The following is a 17,095-nucleotide window of genomic DNA, read 5'->3' as shown; positions in this document are numbered from 1 at the left end:
ACCTCAACGATAACCGGCTTCGCCCGGCTTGTGCAGTTTAGGCCCACGCTCGACAATCGGCTCTGGCGCCTTGTCGACGGGAACATTCGGCGCGGTGTGAATGCCCGTCCATGCCGGTTGCGGATTGTAGGCCCATTTGACCGAGTTGCGCAGAACTGTCTGCACATTCGCATCATGATAGGTTGGGTAGGTTTCATGACCGGGGCGGAAGTAGAACACATTGCCCGCACCGCGCCGCCATGTCATGCCCGAGCGGAAGACTTCACCGCCCGCGAACCACGAGATGAACACGGTTTCGAGCGGTTCCGGCACGGAAAACTGTTCACCGTACATTTCCTCGTTCTCAAGCACGAAATTCTCGTCCAACCCCTGTGTGATCGGATGGCCGCGATTGACTACCCAGAGCCGCTCGCGCTCGCCCGCTTCACGCCATTTGAGCGCACAGGGCGTTCCCATCAGACGCTTGAAGATTTTGGAGAAATGTCCGGAATGGAGCACGATAAGCCCCATCCCTTCGAAGACGCGTTTGGCCACGCGTTCCACAACCTCGTCACTGACGCCACCATGATCCTTGTGGCCCCACCAGACCAGCACGTCGGTCTTGGCGAGACGCTCTTCAGTCAAGCCGTGCTCCGGTTCCTGCAAGGTGGCAGTCGTCGCTTCGATGGCGCTATCCTCGCTCAGCGCCCTGGCGATAGTGTTGTGCATGCCGTCCGGATAAACCAAACGCACTGTTTCATTGATCTGCTCGTGAATGTTTTCACCCCAGACGATGGTACGAATAGGCACGAGTATTCTCCTTGCTGCGGGCATCACAGCCCATTTGTCTCATGTGTCATTATGCTTGGGAGGTCAGCGTCAGACGGCGCGGCCCTTTTCATCGAAACGATGAATGTTTTCACCCATCGGGGAAACCGAAAGCGTCTCACCTGATTTACGCGCCGCCACGCCGCTTTCGCGGACCACCAGCGGTTCCTCCAGGCCGAGATCGATATAGACATAGGTGTCGGACCCGAGAATTTCGGTATGGATTACCTGACCGGTCCAGTGACCATTTTCGTGTACGATAGCGAGATGTTCGGGACGCAAACCCACCGTATGCGCGCCAAAAGGCTCACTATATCTGCCGGTCAGGAAATTCATCTTCGGTGATCCGATGAACCCGGCGACGAAAAGCGAATTTGGCTTTTCGTAAAGCTCGAGCGGCGTTCCGATCTGCTCCACGCGTCCGTCGCGCAGCACACAGATGCGGTCGGCCAGCGTCATCGCCTCCACCTGATCGTGCGTCACATAGATCATGGTGGTGTCTTCCATGCTCTGGTGGAGCCTGGCGATCTCAAGCCTTGTAGCCACACGTAGTGCCGCATCGAGGTTGGACAAGGGTTCATCAAAGAGGAACACTTTCGGATCGCGCACGATGGCACGACCAATCGCGACACGCTGCCGCTGCCCACCGGAAAGCTGGCGTGGCAGGCGCTCGAGATAAGGCGTCAGCTGCAACATCTCCGCAGCCTTGTGAATGCGGCTCTTGCATTCATCCTTGCTCTTGCCCGCGAGCTGCATGCCGAAGGCCATGTTCTCGTAGACGGTCATATGCGGATAAAGCGCATAGGACTGGAACACCATAGCGATGCCGCGCTTCGAAGGTGCGAAGCTGTTGACCACCGTTCCGTCGATGGACAGATCGCCTGATGAGATTTCCTCCAAGCCTGCAATGAGGCGCAACAGCGTGGACTTTCCGCAACCGGATGGACCGACGAAGACCATGAACTCACCGGGTCGGATATCCATATCCACGCCCTTGATGACCTCGAAGTTACCGAAAGACTTGCGCACATCGCGCAACTGAAGTTCTGCCATGGTTGTACCTAACCCTTTACGCCGCCTGCCGTCAGACCGGACACGATCCGCCGCTGGAAGATGAGCACGAGGATGACGAGGGGAACCGTCACGATGACGGAAGCCGCCATGATGTTGCCCCAGGGGATTTCAAACTGACTGCTGCCGGACAGAAGCGCGATAGCCACAGGCACGGTGCGCTGGCTGCCCGAAGAGGTGAAGGTGAGCGCGAACAGGAACTCGTTCCATGCCGAGATGAAAGCGAGCAATCCGGTTGTCACCAGCGCCGGCCACATCAGTGGCATGAAAACACGCGTGATAATCACCCATGGCGATGCGCCATCCACGATGGCCGCTTCCTCAATCTCGATTGGCAGGTCACGCATGAAGGTGGTGAGGACCCAGACCGTAAACGGCAGCGTGAAGATCATATAGGAGAAGATCAGCGCCAGCGGCGTGTTGAAGATACCGAGAAAACGGATCAGCTCGAACAGACCCGCCAGAACGGCGATCTGCGGAAACATGGACACCGAAAGAATGGTGAGAAGCAACAAGCCCCGCCCGCGAAAACTCACACGCGCCAGCGCATAGGCAGCCGTCACCGCCAGCAACAGCGAGATTGCCACGACAACGGTCGCCACCAGCAATGAATTGCCAAGACTGCGTAGGAAGCTGCCCTGCGTGAGAACACCGGCATAATTGTCGAGCGAGAAACTGCTTGGCCAGTAATCGACCTGAAACAGTGCCGTCCCGGATTTGAGACTGGTGATGATCGCATAATAGAACGGGAACACCGCGATCAAAATGATGAGCGCCACCAGCAGATAGAAGCTGAGGGTTTTCACATAGTGCATCATGCTATTCCCCCCTGCTGCCGACATTGACGCGTCCGAAGAACATGTAGAGCACGGTGATCGCCGCAATGATGAGGAACAGCATCGTCGATGCCGCCGCACCATAGGCGAATTTGTCGAAATCGAAGAGATTTTCGCGGGCGAAAACCGACATGGTCTTGGTCTGCGCATTATTCGGCGTCAGCACATAGATCAGGTCGAAGATGCGCAAGGCATCCAGCATACGGAAGATGATCGCCACCATCAGCGCTGGACGGATCAACGGCAGCGTCACACGCCAGAACACCTTGACCGGATGCACGCCATCGATCTTGGCCGCTTCGTAAATGTCGGATGGCACCATTTGCAGACCGGCCAGAATAAGCAGCGCCATGAAGGGCGTCGTCTTCCAGACATCGACAATCAGGATCGCAATCATCGCGGTGTCGGGATTGGCCGTCCAGGCGATCTTCTGGCTGATGAGGCCCAGATTGAGCAGGATATGATTGAGGATGCCGAACTGGTCGTTGAGCATCCAGCCCCACATCTTGGCTGAAACAATCGTCGGGATTGCCCACGGGATCAGGATTGCGGCGCGCACGAGCCCACGCCCCCGGAAATTCGCGTTCAGCACCAGAGCGACGATCAATCCAAAAATCGTTTCAAGGCTGACCGACAGAATAGTGAACCGGATCGTGTTCCAGACCGCACCCCACCAAGCGGGATCAGCCAGAAGACCGCGATAGACGGTACGCCCGCTCTTGAGCGTCACCCAGGACAGATAATTGTTAAAGCCAACGAATTCCGCCGTACCGAGGCTCGTCAGCGATGCATTGGTGAAACTGAAATAGATGGTCCGCAGCAGCGGCCAGCCCGCCACCAGCGCCAGCACGATCAGTGTTGGTGCGAGAAACACCCATGCCGACCGGATACGCTGCGCGCGCAGATCGGAGTGAACCCGGCTTTTTGTGGCCGAGCTCCCTGACATATCGAGAGAAGTCTCCGTCATGATCCCACTCTTGGTCCTGCTCAGAGAAACTGGAGCGTCCGGGCTGCCCTTTTCGGGGGCTTGGGAGGACAACCCGGACGCGGCTTGATCGGTCCCTACCAGCCGGAGCCTTCCAGCTCAGTCAGCTCGACCTCAAGCATTTCGAGATTCTCCGCAGCCGTACCGTTGCCCGAGAGCGTCTTGTGCACGGCAGTCCAGAATTTCGACGACACTTCGTTGTATTTCACCTTTGTCGCAGCCGACGGGCGCGGCACTGCATTCTGGAAGATCGGCTTCCAGTTGGCCATGAATGGCTGCGCTGCAATGATATCCTTGTCGTCGTAAAGCGCTTCAATGGTTGGCAGGCGCGAAATCTGGACCGCCTGCACCTTCTGCACTTCCGGCGAAGCCAGATATTTCACCAGCGCGATGGCAGCATCCTGCTTGGTGGAATATTTGGAAACGGCAAGATTCCAGCCGCCAAGCGTCGAGGATGGCGCGTCACCCTCCGCACCGGCAGGCAATGGCGCAACGTCGAACTTGCCTTTCACGCCGCTATCGGCACTGTTGCCAAGCGCATAGGCATAAGGCCAGTTGCGCATGAAGACGGCATTGCCGGTCTGCCAGACGCCGCGCGATTCCTCTTCCTGATAGGCGAGTGCGCCCTGCGGCGATATCGAACCGATCCAGCCCTTGGCGCGATCGATCGCTGCCGCAGCCTTTTCATTGTTGATGGAAATCGTGCCGTCGGCTTCGACGATCTGGCCGCCACCCGACGACTTTACCCATTCGAGCGCATTACAGGTCAGGCCCTCATAGGCATTGCCCTGAAACACGAAGCCCCAGAGATCGGACTTTCCCTCGGCCCGCTCCTTGTCCATGATTTCCTTGGCGGTCGCCGTCATCTCGTCCCAGGTCTTGGGAACCTGCTTGTTGTATTTTTCGAGGAGATCCTTGCGATAGAAAAGTGCCGGAGCGTCAGTATAGAATGGCAACGCAACCAGCTTTCCATTCACGGTCTGCGACGCGATAATGGACGGGAAATGCGCGCCCGTGACATCCTTGGTGGCTTCCGTCAGATCAACAAACTGTTCGGACAGCTGCGGCGCCCAGACTACATCCGTCTGGTAAACGTCGATATCGGCGTTACCGGCTGCAAGCCACAGACGATACTGGCTGAACTGCTCGCTGCTTGATGATGGCATCGAGACGATGTTGACCTTGTTGCCGGTATCCTTCTCGAACTTGACGATCTGCTCCTGCAGAAACTTGATGTTATTGCCCGTTGAATTGGCTGCGATGGAAATCTCCACCGCATGAGCGCTCACTGTCGCCATACCAAATGCCACGCAGGCCGCGAGCACACCCTGAAAAGCCTTCATTGTTCCCTCCTCCCATCCATTCTGTAAGCGGTTTGATAAAATCGAAAACGGTTTGGATGGCGAAAAGGTTGCAGAGGACCGCATTTCTGTCAAGCCGCAGATTCTGCACCATGCTTCACTTCATCCAACACCAACCATGAAACAGTGATATTTCAATATCTTACCATTCTGTTTCATTGTTGATTGTCGGTCTGGAGCCTTAGCTTCCCAAACATCACAAAGCGAAAACTGAAACAAACTTGAAATCGGTTTGGTTTTCGTGCACCCTATATGTTGCAGCAGTTCAAAGAACTCAACCGACCAATTGTTAATCGCAAGGAAGCGGCTATAATCCGCTGCCTTGCCTGCCTGAATAATTCGAAAGCCAAATGAAGCTCCGTGAATTCGCCAAACATCTCGGCCTCTCAGCCACGACCGTCAGCCGGGCGTTGAGCGGCTATCCCGAAGTGGCGGAAAGCACGCGCAAGCGGGTCATGGACGAGGCTGTGCGCCTCGGTTACCGGCCTAACGTCAACGCGGTCAGACTGGTTACCGGGCGTGCCGGTGCAATCGGCGTCGTGATGGGCCGTAACAGCGAGTTTCACTTCGCCGAGTTCATGCGCGGCATGGCAGAACGGCTCAGTCAGGATGAAGTCGATATTCTCGTCAGCCCGATTGCAAACAACGGCACCGACGACGAAGTGCAGCTTTGCCGACGTCTGGCCACCAGCCATCGCGTCGATGCCATCATCGTGACATCTCCAAAGCCCAATGATGAGCGCATCCGCATGCTGCACGAACTGGGCATGCCATTCCTCGTGCACGGACGATCTGAAACCGATATTCCGCATGCATGGCTCGACATCGACAATGAAGGCGCGGTTTACCGTTCGACTGCCCATCTGCTCGACCTCGGCCACCGTCGCATTGCGATGATAAACGGTCGCTACGGCTTCACCTTTTCGCTTCATCGCGACGAAGGCTACCGGAAAGCTCTCGAAAGCAGAGGCATCGCCTTCGATCCGGAACTTGTCGAGCACGGCGACTTCACGGACGAGATCGGCTATCGCCTCGCGCGCAAACTTCTGGAGCGCGATCCGCGCCCGACCGCGTTTGTTGCCGGCTCTATGATGACTGCGCTTGGCATATACCGGGCCGCGCGCTCTTTCGGCCTGACTATCGGCAAGGATATTTCCGTCATCGCCCATGACGATGTCATCTCGTTCCTGAGCGCCGACAATATGGTGCCGTCCCTGACCGCAACCCGCTCGTCGATGCGCGCTGCGGGAAAACGTTGCGCCGATCTCCTGATGGACATACTCGACGGACGCGCGGCAACTGACATCCATGAATTATGGCCGGTCGAACTGATCCTGCGAGAATCAGCAACCCGCGTGCCGGAATGGGCCTAGTAATATTCAAGATTTGACGCGATTTGTCAGATTCAGGCCGCTGGTGTAGATTTGTCGTGCAACGCGGAATTGGTTCAGCACGTAGAAATACGCATCCGAAACCAAACCGCGTTGCATGCGGTTTATATCGGAGTAAAAATTGCGTAGTGAACAATCTATTCTTCAAATTTCCATAGCGGTTACTATTCTGGTTGCTGGTTTCGGTGTCGTTTTCGGCCTGTTATCCGGCTCATTTTCTATCGTATTCGATGGTGTTTACATGCTGGCTGATGCTGCGATGAGCGGGCTCGCCCTCCTCGTCTCACGCCTCATCGCCCTTTCTGCCTTGCCGGAACAGCCACGCGGAAAATTGCGCGATCGCTTCACAATGGGCTTCTGGCATCTCGAACCGATGGTGCTTGGCCTTAACGGCATGATGCTCACCGGCGTTGCGATCTACGCGCTCATCAACGCAGTCGGCAGCCTGATGGATGGCGGACGCGATCTCGAATTCAGCTACGCGATTTTCTATGCCGTCGTTGCCCTGATTGCCTGTCTGGGCATGGCACTCCTGGAAATGCGCGCAAACCGAACCCTAAAATCAGATTTCGTCGCACTCGATGCCAAAGCCTGGATCATGTCTGGTGGCATAACTGCAGCGCTTCTGATCGCTTTTTCGGTCGGCTATGCCATTGAAGGAACAGAACTCGGCTGGCTGACGCCCTATATCGATCCGGCAGTTCTCGCGGTTGTTTGTCTTGTCATCATCCCCATGCCAGTCGGCACGATCAGACAGGCATTGGCTGACATATTTCTTGTTACGCCTGTCGACCTTAAGCAGCATGTCGATGCGGTTGCGGAAGAGTTCGTCAAACGCAACGGCTTTCTGTCATACCGCGCTTATGTCGCCAAGGTTGGTCGCGGCAAGCAGATCGAACTCTATTTCATCGTTCCGCCCGATCTTCCGCCACGAAAGCTCGAGGAGTGGGATGCGTTACGCGACGAAATCGGTGATGCACTCGGCGGTGAGGGGCCGGACCGGTGGTTGACCATCGCGTTTACGACGGATGTTGAGTGGGCCGTCTGACCTGAATGGTTGTTACTCGTTCGTCAGCGACAACTGTCGGCGCAGCCGCATCGTGCGGCTGTCCCCCGGCTGACGAGGCAGCCGATTGAAAGCATTCAAATAATTGGTCTTGGTGCGCATGATGTGCGCCTCCAGTATTTCCCGCAATTCCTCGGGCTTGTCGGCATCGGCCAGCTCGATGATGGTGGCATGGTCGGCGAAGGATCGCGCAGGCTCGCCTTCGGCACCGATGGCAAGATGTGTCCGCAAGGCTGCGACGCGCCCCAGAATGCTGTCATAGGCACGGGCGAGATAGCGATTACCGCAGACGCGGAAAAAGGCCAGATGGAATTCGGTGTCGCAACGCCCGTAAGCGCGCAGATCGTCCTCATCTATTGCCGCGCGCATAAGATCGTACTGCTTTTTCAATTGAGAGACGAGCTTCTTGCGATTGCCGATCAGCGCCAACCGCATGGCCTGATCTTCCAGCCCGACGCGGAAATCGCAAAGCTCGGCTATATCTTCCTGCGTCGGCGTGAAAACATAGGTGCCGGACTTCGGAACAATGTGAACCAGTTCCTGCATCTGCAGAATGTTGAGTGCCTCGCGCACCGGCGTGCGACTGACATCGAAAGCCGCAGCGAGCATGTCTTCGGAGAGGTTCTCTCCGAATTGAAACTCTGCATCGACAATGGCACCGCGAATACGTTCGGCGATGCTGCTTGCCAGCGACTTCTTGCTCTTGCCTCGAATCTCTCTCATGTCCGAATCTTACAGACGCCTCATTGCGACGTATAGAGCGGTTGAAACCGCATTCAAATTACACCCATCAACGATAACGGGCCCGGCCGAAAACCGGACCCGTCAATCTGATTAGTCCCGTTTGGCTTTCAGGCTCATGCAGAGGAAGAAGCCAAGGATCGGGAAGATGGACAAAGCCAGCAGCGACAGCGAGAAGCTGTCAGTCGTGGATTTGACCCAGCCGACCAGATAGGGCCCTGTGAACCCGCCAAGCTGTGCAAAGCCATTGATGGCCGCAAGTCCACCAGCGGCAGCGGCGCCGGACAGGAATTGCGTCGGCAGCGTCCAGAACACGCCGAGATAGGACCACAGGAAGAACGCGCAGACCGACAGGAGCACGAGGCTCAGGATCGGCGACGGAGCCAGCGCACTGGCGGCAAGAAAGACACCGCCGAACAGGCCGGCAATTGCCGTGTGGATCTTGCGCTCGCCGGTACGATCCGAACTACGCGAAATCACGACAAGTCCGATCGCGGCAAACACGAACGGAATGGCCGAAATGAGCCCGGTCTGCGCTGCGGTATAGTCGCCAAGGCTCTTTACGATCTGCGGCAACCACATGATCACGCCGTAAACAGCGATACCGTTGAACATATAAACCAGCGTCAGAAGCCAGACGCGGTAATCGCTGAACACTTCTTTCAGCGAGTGACGGGTATCGGCCTGCTTGCCTGCATTTTCCTTGGCAAGTTCGGCCATCAGCCATGCGCGTTCGTCGGCGGTGAGCCACCGCTTGTCCTTTTCCGGACTGTCGACCAGATAGAAGAAGGTCACGACACCGAGGATCACGGCGGGAAGTCCTTCAAGAATGAACATCGCCTGCCAGCCATGCAGACCGAAAAGCCCCTCGCCCGCATCCATCAGCCAGCCGGAAAACGGTGCGCCCACGACGATGGAAAGCACGGTTGCCGTCATGAACAGGGCCGTTGCGCGACCACGTTCCTTGGCCGGGAACCAGTAGGTCAGATAAAGCAGAACGCCCGGCGCAAAACCGGCTTCTGCCACGCCAAGCAGGAAGCGCAGAACATAGAACGAAACCGGGCCCTGCACGAAAGCCATAGCGCAGGACACGATCCCCCACGTGACCATGATGCGCGCAATCCAGACGCGCGAGCCGAGCTTGTGCAGCATCATGTTGCTCGGCACTTCGAACAGCATATAGCCAATGAAGAAAATACCCGCACCGATGCCAAACATATAGGGTGTCAGGCCGATATCATTGTTCATGTGAAGCGCGGCGTAGCCGATATTCACACGGTCGAGATAGTTGACGATAAAGCAGATAAAGCAGAACAGAACGATCCGCAGATTGAGCTTGCGAATGGTGCTGTCGCGCAGGTCGGGCGTTGCGCCGACCGCACTCAGAGTGGAATTGACCACGATGTCCTCCCAGGTCTCCGCTCACGTTCCAGCATGAGCGGCATGCAATAATCTTTGCGGGAGCTGTCACACGTTAATGCGCGCTCCCGTTCAGAGCTTCATCAGCGGAAATCGAACCGAGGCCAATCCGGCTCACTTTCAACAGATAGGCAATCCCGATCACGGACAGGCCACGAGCACTGATCCGGCCGTTATCGTCTCACTCCCACTGCAATGATTAGCGTGCAAACAACTACTTTACAAGTAGCATACAAAATCTTGTACCTTAGATTGACAGAAGTGTCCGCACATGGCTTTTAAAGCCACTGTCGCCGAATGGTTGAGTCTGCAGATTCTCTTCGGTGACCTATGGGCGCGCAGCGACGCCCTTCTTCGAGGAGGAGTATTTCATGACGACAAGTTCAACAGCGTTTCTAGCCGATTTTTTTGCAGACCGGGTGGTGCTTGTCACCGGCGGTGCATCGGGCATCGGCAAGGCCGTTGCTGAAAAGCTCATCGCGCTCAAGGCCAAGGTAGTGCTTTGGGATGTGAACGGCGCGCGCCTGCAGGAAATGGCGGACAAACATGGCGAGCAGGTTCTGACGGCCATTGTGGATGTCTCTGACAAGGCCGCAGTTGATCGCGCAGCGCATGATATCGCCGCCAAATGGGGTGGCATCGATCATCTCGTCAACAACGCAGGCATCATCGGTCAGCGCATGACCGTGAAGGAATTCGATGCGGACGAACTGGACCGTGTGCTGGCCGTCAATCTGAAAAGCGTATTCTACGTTTCCAGTGCTTTCCTCAACAATCCGGGCATCAAGCCGAGTAAATCGATTGTCGGCCTGTCTTCCATCGCCGGCCGTACCGGCGGCATGGTCGGCAATATCGCCTATGCGACGACCAAGGGAGCAATCGCTTCCTACACCTACGCACTCGCCAAGGAGCTTGCGCCGGAAATCCGCGTCAATGCGCTGGCGCCCGGCGTGATCGACACGGAAATCCAGAAGGACGTCTTTGCCGATCCTGCCAGTATCGCGAAAATGGCCGACCTCATTCCGTTGAAGCGGCTTGGAACTGCCGACGAAGTTGCAGACGCAACCATCTGGCTGCTGTCACCGGGAGCGGCCTATATTACCGGTGTTGTGCTTGACGTTTCGGGCGGGCGATAAGGAGACAATGATGACGCAGGCAAAGACCCTGAAAAGCCTCATCGAAACCGGTCACATCATTCAGGCGCCGGGCGCACCCGATCCGTTGACCGCTCGTCTCGTGCAGCAGGCAGGGTTTCCGGCCATTTACATGACCGGGTTCGGCGCGACGGCAAGCCGCCTCGGCACGCCCGATCTTGGTCTTCTCACACAGACCGAAATGACAACCCATGCGCGGGATATGACCCGCGTGGTGGATATTCCGGTCATCGCCGATGCCGATACTGGCTATGGCGGCCCGGCCAATATCGTTCGTACGGTGGAGGAATATATCCAGTCCGGTGTCGCAGCCATTCATCTGGAAGACCAGATGGCGCCGAAACGCTGTGGCCAGCTTGCCGGTATCCGGCTGATCCCCGCAGAAGAAAATGTGCGCCGCCTCAAATGCGCGATTGCGGCGCGCGCCGACAAGGACCTGCTCCTGATCGCCCGCACCGACGCCATGCCTGCGGCCGGTGCGGAAGAAGCCATCCGCCGCGCGAAAATGTATCAGGATACGGGTGTCGATCTTGTTTTCGTCGACGGCATCAAGACCATCGCGGAAGTCGAAGCTGTCGCCCGACACGTCGAAGGGCCGAAGGTCGTCAGCATTGTCGACGGCAACGAAACCGTGGCTCTGACGGCCGCCGACCTCGAACAGATGGGCTTCAACGTCATATTCTATGCACTTTCAACACTTTTCTCGGCTGTGAAGGCAATGAGCGACACGCTGTCAGTCCTCAAGCGCGACGGTACGCCGAAGGCCCGCTCCGGCGATATGATCACCTATCAGCAATATTGCGACATCGTTGACCTGAAGAAATTTCAGGATCTCGATGAGGAATATGGGTGGTCATAATCGGACGAACCGAGGCAGGCGGCGACGCCTGCCTTTTCAGGCACTGAGCTTCTTCGCCTGAATGCGCGAAGACGCTCTTTCGACCGTGATTTCATAATGGTCGCCCTGCGTTACTTCAGCGATCCGGCTCGGACGAAATGCTACGGCATTGATACCGCCTTCGTGGCGCAAACTGTCGAACAGGATTCCGAATTCGCCACTCACGCGCATCTCCTCGCCGAACGTCTGTGACGCGGCGTAATCTGTCGGATCGTAGATGGCAGGCAATGCTGCCTGTTCGCCGCATATATCGACGAAATCTTCTTCCAGCTTCGCCGTATAGACCCGAAAAGTGCGAGCCAGACTGTCCTGCTGCGTCGCAACGGTTTCGCGACGCATGTGGTGCGCAACCTCGACGACGGACGTGGTCAGCCGCGCCGCCGCATACCAGGCGCCAAGCTCAGGACTATTGAAGCGCATGCCGCCCGGCGCGACATGCAGAAACGTCGCCATGACGATGCTGGAATTGGGTCTGCCAAACACCCATTCCTCGTGCGGAAGGCGCTGCAATCGCTCAGTCAGAAGACGATCATTCGTCCAGCCTGCCAGTTCCATCACCGCTTCCAGATCGGCAGCAGTGGCAACCGTGTCAAAAAGACCAATCGGCGGGAAACGCGACGGGATCAGGCGATAGCTTGGCTGTGGCGCGGGATTGCGCTTCACGAGAACACCACGTCTTCATCGCGATAAGGTCGGAACTCGCGATCCAGTTCGTTCGGTTCCATATAAAGGCCGCCGCGCGCCGCATCCAGAAACCGGCGAGCTGTCAGCAAACCATCCTGCAGACCGCTTGTTATCAGGCTCAACGGCGGATGACCGCCGAAGACACCGGACTGATTGGGCGTGTGCAGCCAGCGGATACCAGCTTTCCCATCTGGATAAAGTACGCCCAGCGCCTGATGAATGCCAAGCACGGCGGACAAGCGCATCAGCACATCCACATCCAGCGTGATATCGCGACGTTCGCGCACCGCCTTCACCCAATTGTAATAGGTTGATCTGGAAGGCAGACCCAGCACCATGAGCCGCTGCTGCTCGTCCAGCCCCCACAGATCGGCAATGGTCAGAAATGTACGCAGGCCCGGCCCGCTCAATCGCTTGCGCGAATGAGGAGAAAAACGAGCCGCGTCGAGAACATCAGGCCCCTTACCTATCATTGTCTTCAACACCGTATTGCTTCTGGCCATAATTGCCTCCGATCGTCCAGATCAGAATATAGTCCAAATTTGGACTTTTGCAACTCTACGGTGTTTCGAGCGATGAGACAGGCTTTATTCGGCGGCGATAAGGGGCGTTTCGGCAGCCACATCCGGCATTGTATCGAAATGGACCGGAAGCAGCGAGACATAGCCGTTGCGGATATCCAGCACATGCGAATAGACGTTCTGGCCGTTTTCGAGCCGCGGCAGCTTGTCCTCATGCATGATGCTGATGACGATGGCTTGCGGGCAGCGCGTCTTCAGCGCCTCATGGAACCGCATCTTGGAAGCCGGATCGAGGGCACCGGTTGCCTCGTCGAGGAAGATGATCGACGGCTTGTGCAGGAGAATGCGCGCCAGCACGATCTTCTGCTTCTGGCCGCCGGAAAGAACCATATCCCAAGGCGTGCCATCGGCATCGGCGTCATTCATACGCTCGATGAATTCACCCAGCCCCGCCTCATGCAGGACGGCAGCAACAGCGAGATCGCTGAACAGGCTCTCATCGGCGGGCAGGCTGACAAGCTGCTTCAAGGAGACGGAGGGGAACTTGGCTTCCTGGGTCGCATAAAACGAGGTGGCATTCTGCGGATAAATGATATCGCCGGTGCCATATGGCCACAGGCCGTTCAGCGCCTTCACGAAGGAAGTTTTGCCCGAACCGGATTCACCGCGCATATAGACCCAGTCGCCTGAACGAATATTGATCACGCCAGAGCGCAGGAACGGTGCTTCGCTATCCGGTCCCTGCATGAGGGTGAGATTGCGTACCGACAGGCCGAAACGCGGATGCTGTTCAGCAAAAGCGAAGCGATTGATACCGGAGCGGCTGTAGAAATCGGTCGGGTCCTGAACATTCTCGATAGCCTGCGCGAGGCCGATCACGCGGCCCGCATTGGCGCGCAGATTGGCAATCGCCGGCATCACCTGAATGAACCACGAGCAATCGTTGATCATTGCTGCGACGAGTTCCGCGCCCGTTACATAGTTCCGAAAACTGACGGAACCGCTCATATAGGGCAAAAGGCCCGGAATATAGGCAACGATACGGTTCGACAGAAAGCCATAGGCTTGCGAGAAGGCGAGATAGGCAGCATCGAAACGATTGAGCCGGTTCCAGGTGCCATCGACATCCTTGTAGAGGCGGTCGTTGACCGACCGCTGGACGGCCTCACCGCCGGATGCCGAAATCTGGAAACTGCGACGCAGCAGCGTTGTCCACTCGCCACGATAGGAACCTTCGGCCTTTTGGATGCCGAGATTGAGGCGCTCCAGACGCTTGCCGATCTTGATCGCGACCAGCGTTCCGAGCGGGACGTAGATCACGATCGCAGCAAAGGCCAAAACGGCGCTGCCATAACTGCCGAGGAAATCCAGCCCCTCCACGTGGGTGGACATTTCGATCAGCTTCTGGCCGATGAAGAAAGCAGACAGGAACACACCGACAATGCCCATGACGAGGCCGATGGCCCCACCGGTCATGCCCTTGATCGATTCCTGCAGACGCTGATCGATATTGTCGGGCTGATCCTTGCCCCTGCCCTGTTGCAGATGGAAATGTGTATGCTTGCCGTTCAAAAGCGCAGTGGAGAACTGGTCGTTCAGCCATTTGCGCCATTTACGGTGCAGCGTCGTGGACAGGAAATGGCGGGAACCGACCAGCATCACATCCTTTGCCAGCATCAGCAGAACAAGAATGCCCGCATTGGCGGCAATGGTCATGAGAGGGTGCTGAACGGGCGCAGTGTTGACGTTAACAATTGAATTCATGAGCAGGCCCGAGGCTTCGGCCACCCATACGGTGGTCTTGCTCACAAAAGCCGTCATCAGGAAGATTGCGATGGTGAGAACCCAGGCTTCCTTCCAGCGGTCGGAAACCCAATAGGCGCGCATCAGCCCCCAGAACGACGTCATGTCAGCCACGGCAGACCTCCCCCTTGCCTGCAAGGATTGCTGTCTGGTCTGCCGGTTTTTGCTCAATCCACACCTCGTTCTGACAACTGAGTGATAACGCTTTGTAACATATTGCAACAAACTGTGGTTAACGGAGTGTTAATAGTCAACACAAAAGCGGAGCACTAACCCGTGATCATAGGGGTTCGCATCAGCAACAAGCTGAAATCGTTGGGCTATCGGAAAGCTAATTATTTTGGATGAAGCGCACGTTTTACACCGGAATTTCGACGTTTCCGGGGATCATTGCCAATGATTCGAGCAAAAAGACCCTATTGAGCCGCGAGATAAGCCTGCAGACGCGGCACTACAAAATCGAGGAAGACACGGACCCGTTGCGGCAGTCGCGCGCCGCCAAGAAATACGGCGTGTACTTCCTCTATGTCATTCTCCACCGCCTCGGCCAGAACCTCTACCAATGCGCCAGACGCGAGGTCGTTCCGCGCGTGATAATCGCCGATACGAGCGAGCCCCAGCCCCGCGACCGCCATGCGCCGGACCGTCTCCCCATTATTGGCCAGCAGTGAACCGTAGACCGCGCGATCCACGATGCGACCGCTTTCCTTCAGCGGCCAGACAGGTGCTGCACGGCGGAAATTGAAACCGATGCAATTGTGATCGATGAGATCATCTATGGTCAACGGCATCCCGCAGCGTTCCAGATAGGCGGGAGCCGCCACGATCTTGCGCCGAGCCGTGCCAAGCTTGCGCGCCATCATGCTGGAATTGGGCAAAGTGCCGATGCGGAAAGCCACATCGGTGCGATCAAGATAAAGATCAACCAGTTCGTCCGACAGGGACAGGTCGATCACGATATTCGGATAGGCCGACAGAAATTCCGGCAACAAAGGCTCCAGCGCCAGCGTGCCCAATGCAACCGATGCATTGACGCGGACCGTACCGCCCGTGCTTGCAGAACCTTGCGAAAGTTCGCGTTCGACTTCTTCGAAATCGCGCAGCAGCCCCTGACTACGCTCATAATAAATCTGCCCCTCGGTCGTCAGCGACAGGCGGCGGGACGAGCGTTCCAAAAGCCGCACGCCGAGCCTTGCTTCGATACGGGATATGAGTTTGCTGATGGTCGAAGGGTTCATGCGCAGAAGACGGGCCGCTTCGGAGAAACTGCCTGTTTCCACCACCCGCAGAAAGACCTGCATTTCACCAACGCGATTATCCATCGCCCGCTCCATCTATGAAACCGTTTCACAGATAATGTGGATTCCGAGCGGATTTTCAAGCCCGCGCGATTATCCTATTTCTGCTTCACGAAATCAAACCTGACCGAAAGCTGCTTGGTACAGGATCAACAAAATGACAGCCCGAAGCATGAGCCTCCCAAGCTCGCGCTCCTCACGCGAAACGCCGAAGGCCAGTCAACAGGAGATAATATGAAAATCGTGAACGCACACGGCGCGGCCATACCCGCGCTCGGCTTCGGTGTTTTTCGCATGACGGATGCGGAAGTGGAAAACGTTGTTCCAGCAGCGCTGGAAGCTGGCTTCCGCCATTTCGACACGGCGCAGATCTACCAGAACGAGGCTGCTCTCGGGCGTGCACTGGAAAAGGCCGGCGCACGACGCGAGGACCTGTTCCTCACCACGAAAGTCTGGGTCGATAATTACAGTCCTGACAAATTCAATACATCCGTCAACGAAAGCCTCGACAAGCTGAAAGTGGATCAGGTCGACCTTCTGCTTCTGCACTGGCCTGCCGACAAGGTGGCTATTGCCGACCAGATTGACATGCTGAACACAGTGCAAACGGCAGGCAAGACGCGCTTCATTGGCGTGAGCAATCAGAATGTCGCGCAAATGAAAGAGTCTATCCTTCGCAGTGCCGTGCCCATCGTCACCAACCAGATCGAGGTCCATCCCTATCTCGACCAGAATGCCGTAGCCGAGGCCGCAAAGGCAGCAGGCGTCGCTATCACCGCCTATTACGGTATGGCTGATGGCGCAGTGCCGCGCGACCCCATCTTGCAGGCCATTGGCGCCCGATACGGCAAGACTGCCGCTCAGGTCGGTCTGCGCTGGCTGATTGAACGCGGCTTCATCGCCCTTTCCAAGACGGCCAAGCCCGAGCGTGTCGCTGAAAATTTCGACATATTCGACTTTGAGTTGAGTGCTGAAGACATGACGGCGATTTCCAAACTCGCCCGCACCGATGGACGACTGGTCAACCCCGACGGTCTGGCTCCAGTCTGGGACAAATAAC

16 protein-coding genes are annotated in these 17,095 nt (G+C 56.8%); 5 read left to right on the top strand and 11 right to left on the bottom strand.

Features of this window, described 5'->3' with window-relative positions:
• Positions 1 to 3 precede the first annotated feature (3 nt).
• The 5 genes from OANT_RS15255 to OANT_RS15235 form a co-directional block, all read right to left on the bottom strand.
• Positions 4 to 789: a ThuA domain-containing protein gene (locus OANT_RS15255; protein ID WP_011982682.1), complete on the bottom strand. Its 786-nt coding sequence runs from the start codon at positions 787 to 789 to the stop codon at positions 4 to 6.
• 69 nt (positions 790 to 858) lie between these two features.
• A complete protein-coding gene (locus OANT_RS15250; protein WP_011982681.1) occupies positions 859 to 1,860 on the bottom strand; it encodes an ABC transporter ATP-binding protein in 1,002 nt (333 codons plus the stop codon).
• Between the two features lie 8 nt (positions 1,861 to 1,868).
• Positions 1,869 to 2,696 carry a carbohydrate ABC transporter permease gene (locus OANT_RS15245; protein ID WP_011982680.1) on the bottom strand — a complete coding sequence of 276 codons (828 nt, stop codon included), beginning with the start codon at positions 2,694 to 2,696 and terminating at the stop codon, positions 1,869 to 1,871.
• A gap of 1 nt (position 2,697) precedes the next feature.
• A complete protein-coding gene (locus OANT_RS15240; protein ID WP_040128466.1) occupies positions 2,698 to 3,681 on the bottom strand; it encodes a carbohydrate ABC transporter permease in 984 nt (327 codons plus the stop codon).
• Between the two features lie 95 nt (positions 3,682 to 3,776).
• On the bottom strand, positions 3,777 to 5,042 hold the full coding sequence (locus OANT_RS15235) for an ABC transporter substrate-binding protein (protein ID WP_011982678.1): 1,266 nt from the start codon (positions 5,040 to 5,042) through the stop codon (positions 3,777 to 3,779).
• Between the two features lie 368 nt (positions 5,043 to 5,410).
• Between OANT_RS15235 and OANT_RS15230 the strand changes: the two genes are divergently transcribed.
• Together OANT_RS15230 and OANT_RS15225 are read left to right on the top strand one after the other, a co-directional pair.
• Positions 5,411 to 6,433: a substrate-binding domain-containing protein gene (locus tag OANT_RS15230; protein WP_010660899.1), complete on the top strand. Its 1,023-nt coding sequence runs from the start codon at positions 5,411 to 5,413 to the stop codon at positions 6,431 to 6,433.
• 139 nt (positions 6,434 to 6,572) lie between these two features.
• Positions 6,573 to 7,499, top strand: a complete 927-nt coding sequence (locus tag OANT_RS15225; protein ID WP_011982677.1) for a cation diffusion facilitator family transporter — start codon at positions 6,573 to 6,575, stop codon at positions 7,497 to 7,499.
• A 12-nt stretch (positions 7,500 to 7,511) separates the two neighbouring features.
• On the opposite strand, the gene OANT_RS15220 is transcribed toward OANT_RS15225, so the two are convergent.
• Together OANT_RS15220 and OANT_RS15215 are read right to left on the bottom strand one after the other, a co-directional pair.
• A complete protein-coding gene (locus tag OANT_RS15220; protein ID WP_011982676.1) occupies positions 7,512 to 8,240 on the bottom strand; it encodes a GntR family transcriptional regulator in 729 nt (242 codons plus the stop codon).
• Between the two features lie 111 nt (positions 8,241 to 8,351).
• The gene (locus OANT_RS15215) at positions 8,352 to 9,659 is read right to left on the bottom strand and encodes an MFS transporter (RefSeq protein WP_010660896.1); all 1,308 of its coding nucleotides are present in this window, start codon (positions 9,657 to 9,659) and stop codon (positions 8,352 to 8,354) included.
• A gap of 389 nt (positions 9,660 to 10,048) precedes the next feature.
• Here OANT_RS15215 and OANT_RS15210 point away from each other — a divergent pair, with 389 nt between their 5' ends.
• Both OANT_RS15210 and OANT_RS15205 read left to right on the top strand, forming a co-directional pair.
• The gene (locus OANT_RS15210; RefSeq protein ID WP_011982675.1) at positions 10,049 to 10,813 is read left to right on the top strand and encodes an SDR family NAD(P)-dependent oxidoreductase; all 765 of its coding nucleotides are present in this window, start codon (positions 10,049 to 10,051) and stop codon (positions 10,811 to 10,813) included.
• A gap of 7 nt (positions 10,814 to 10,820) precedes the next feature.
• The gene (locus OANT_RS15205; protein ID WP_235915741.1) at positions 10,821 to 11,690 is read left to right on the top strand and encodes an isocitrate lyase/PEP mutase family protein; all 870 of its coding nucleotides are present in this window, start codon (positions 10,821 to 10,823) and stop codon (positions 11,688 to 11,690) included.
• 36 nt (positions 11,691 to 11,726) lie between these two features.
• Here the strand turns inward: OANT_RS15205 and OANT_RS15200 are convergent, their stop codons facing one another.
• The 4 genes from OANT_RS15200 to OANT_RS15185 form a co-directional block, all read right to left on the bottom strand.
• Positions 11,727 to 12,392 (bottom strand): RES family NAD+ phosphorylase, encoded by a 666-nt coding sequence (locus OANT_RS15200; RefSeq protein WP_011982673.1) that lies wholly within the window; start codon positions 12,390 to 12,392, stop codon positions 11,727 to 11,729.
• On the bottom strand, positions 12,389 to 12,916 hold the full coding sequence (locus tag OANT_RS15195) for an MbcA/ParS/Xre antitoxin family protein (RefSeq protein ID WP_011982672.1): 528 nt from the start codon (positions 12,914 to 12,916) through the stop codon (positions 12,389 to 12,391). Before OANT_RS15195 ends, OANT_RS15200 begins: the two co-directional genes overlap by 4 nt.
• An 84-nt stretch (positions 12,917 to 13,000) precedes the next feature.
• Positions 13,001 to 14,851 carry an ABC transporter ATP-binding protein/permease gene (locus OANT_RS15190; RefSeq protein WP_049768428.1) on the bottom strand — a complete coding sequence of 617 codons (1,851 nt, stop codon included), beginning with the start codon at positions 14,849 to 14,851 and terminating at the stop codon, positions 13,001 to 13,003.
• 302 nt (positions 14,852 to 15,153) lie between these two features.
• Entirely contained in the window at positions 15,154 to 16,059 is a 906-nt protein-coding gene (locus tag OANT_RS15185) for a LysR family transcriptional regulator (protein ID WP_010660890.1), read from the bottom strand.
• Positions 16,060 to 16,269: 210 nt separating this feature from the next.
• On the opposite strand from OANT_RS15185, the gene OANT_RS15180 reads away from it, so the two are divergent.
• The gene (locus OANT_RS15180) at positions 16,270 to 17,094 is read left to right on the top strand and encodes an aldo/keto reductase (protein ID WP_011982670.1); all 825 of its coding nucleotides are present in this window, start codon (positions 16,270 to 16,272) and stop codon (positions 17,092 to 17,094) included.
• Position 17,095 lies beyond the last annotated feature (1 nt).

The organism is Brucella anthropi ATCC 49188, assembly GCF_000017405.1.
GTDB classification, from domain to species: Bacteria; Pseudomonadota; Alphaproteobacteria; order Rhizobiales; family Rhizobiaceae; genus Brucella; species Brucella anthropi.
Note: the sequence above shows the minus strand (reverse complement) of the source record. Positions and strands in the feature narration are given on the sequence as shown.

Excerpts from the sequence above, each read along its gene's own strand:
- OANT_RS15210 (WP_011982675.1), top strand. The coding sequence starts at position 10,049 with ATGACGACAAGTTCAACAGCGTTTCTAGCCGATTTTTTTGCAGACCGG.
- OANT_RS15250 (WP_011982681.1), bottom strand. The coding sequence starts at position 1,860 with ATGGCAGAACTTCAGTTGCGCGATGTGCGCAAGTCTTTCGGTAACTTC.
- OANT_RS15235 (WP_011982678.1), bottom strand. The coding sequence starts at position 5,042 with ATGAAGGCTTTTCAGGGTGTGCTCGCGGCCTGCGTGGCATTTGGTATG.
- OANT_RS15230 (WP_010660899.1), top strand. The coding sequence starts at position 5,411 with ATGAAGCTCCGTGAATTCGCCAAACATCTCGGCCTCTCAGCCACGACC.
- OANT_RS15185 (WP_010660890.1), bottom strand. The coding sequence starts at position 16,059 with ATGGATAATCGCGTTGGTGAAATGCAGGTCTTTCTGCGGGTGGTGGAA.
- OANT_RS15240 (WP_040128466.1), bottom strand. The coding sequence starts at position 3,681 with ATGACGGAGACTTCTCTCGATATGTCAGGGAGCTCGGCCACAAAAAGC.
- OANT_RS15245 (WP_011982680.1), bottom strand. The coding sequence starts at position 2,696 with ATGATGCACTATGTGAAAACCCTCAGCTTCTATCTGCTGGTGGCGCTC.
- OANT_RS15195 (WP_011982672.1), bottom strand. The coding sequence starts at position 12,916 with ATGGCCAGAAGCAATACGGTGTTGAAGACAATGATAGGTAAGGGGCCT.
- OANT_RS15205 (WP_235915741.1), top strand. The coding sequence starts at position 10,821 with ATGATGACGCAGGCAAAGACCCTGAAAAGCCTCATCGAAACCGGTCAC.
- OANT_RS15180 (WP_011982670.1), top strand. The coding sequence starts at position 16,270 with ATGAAAATCGTGAACGCACACGGCGCGGCCATACCCGCGCTCGGCTTC.
- OANT_RS15220 (WP_011982676.1), bottom strand. The coding sequence starts at position 8,240 with ATGAGAGAGATTCGAGGCAAGAGCAAGAAGTCGCTGGCAAGCAGCATC.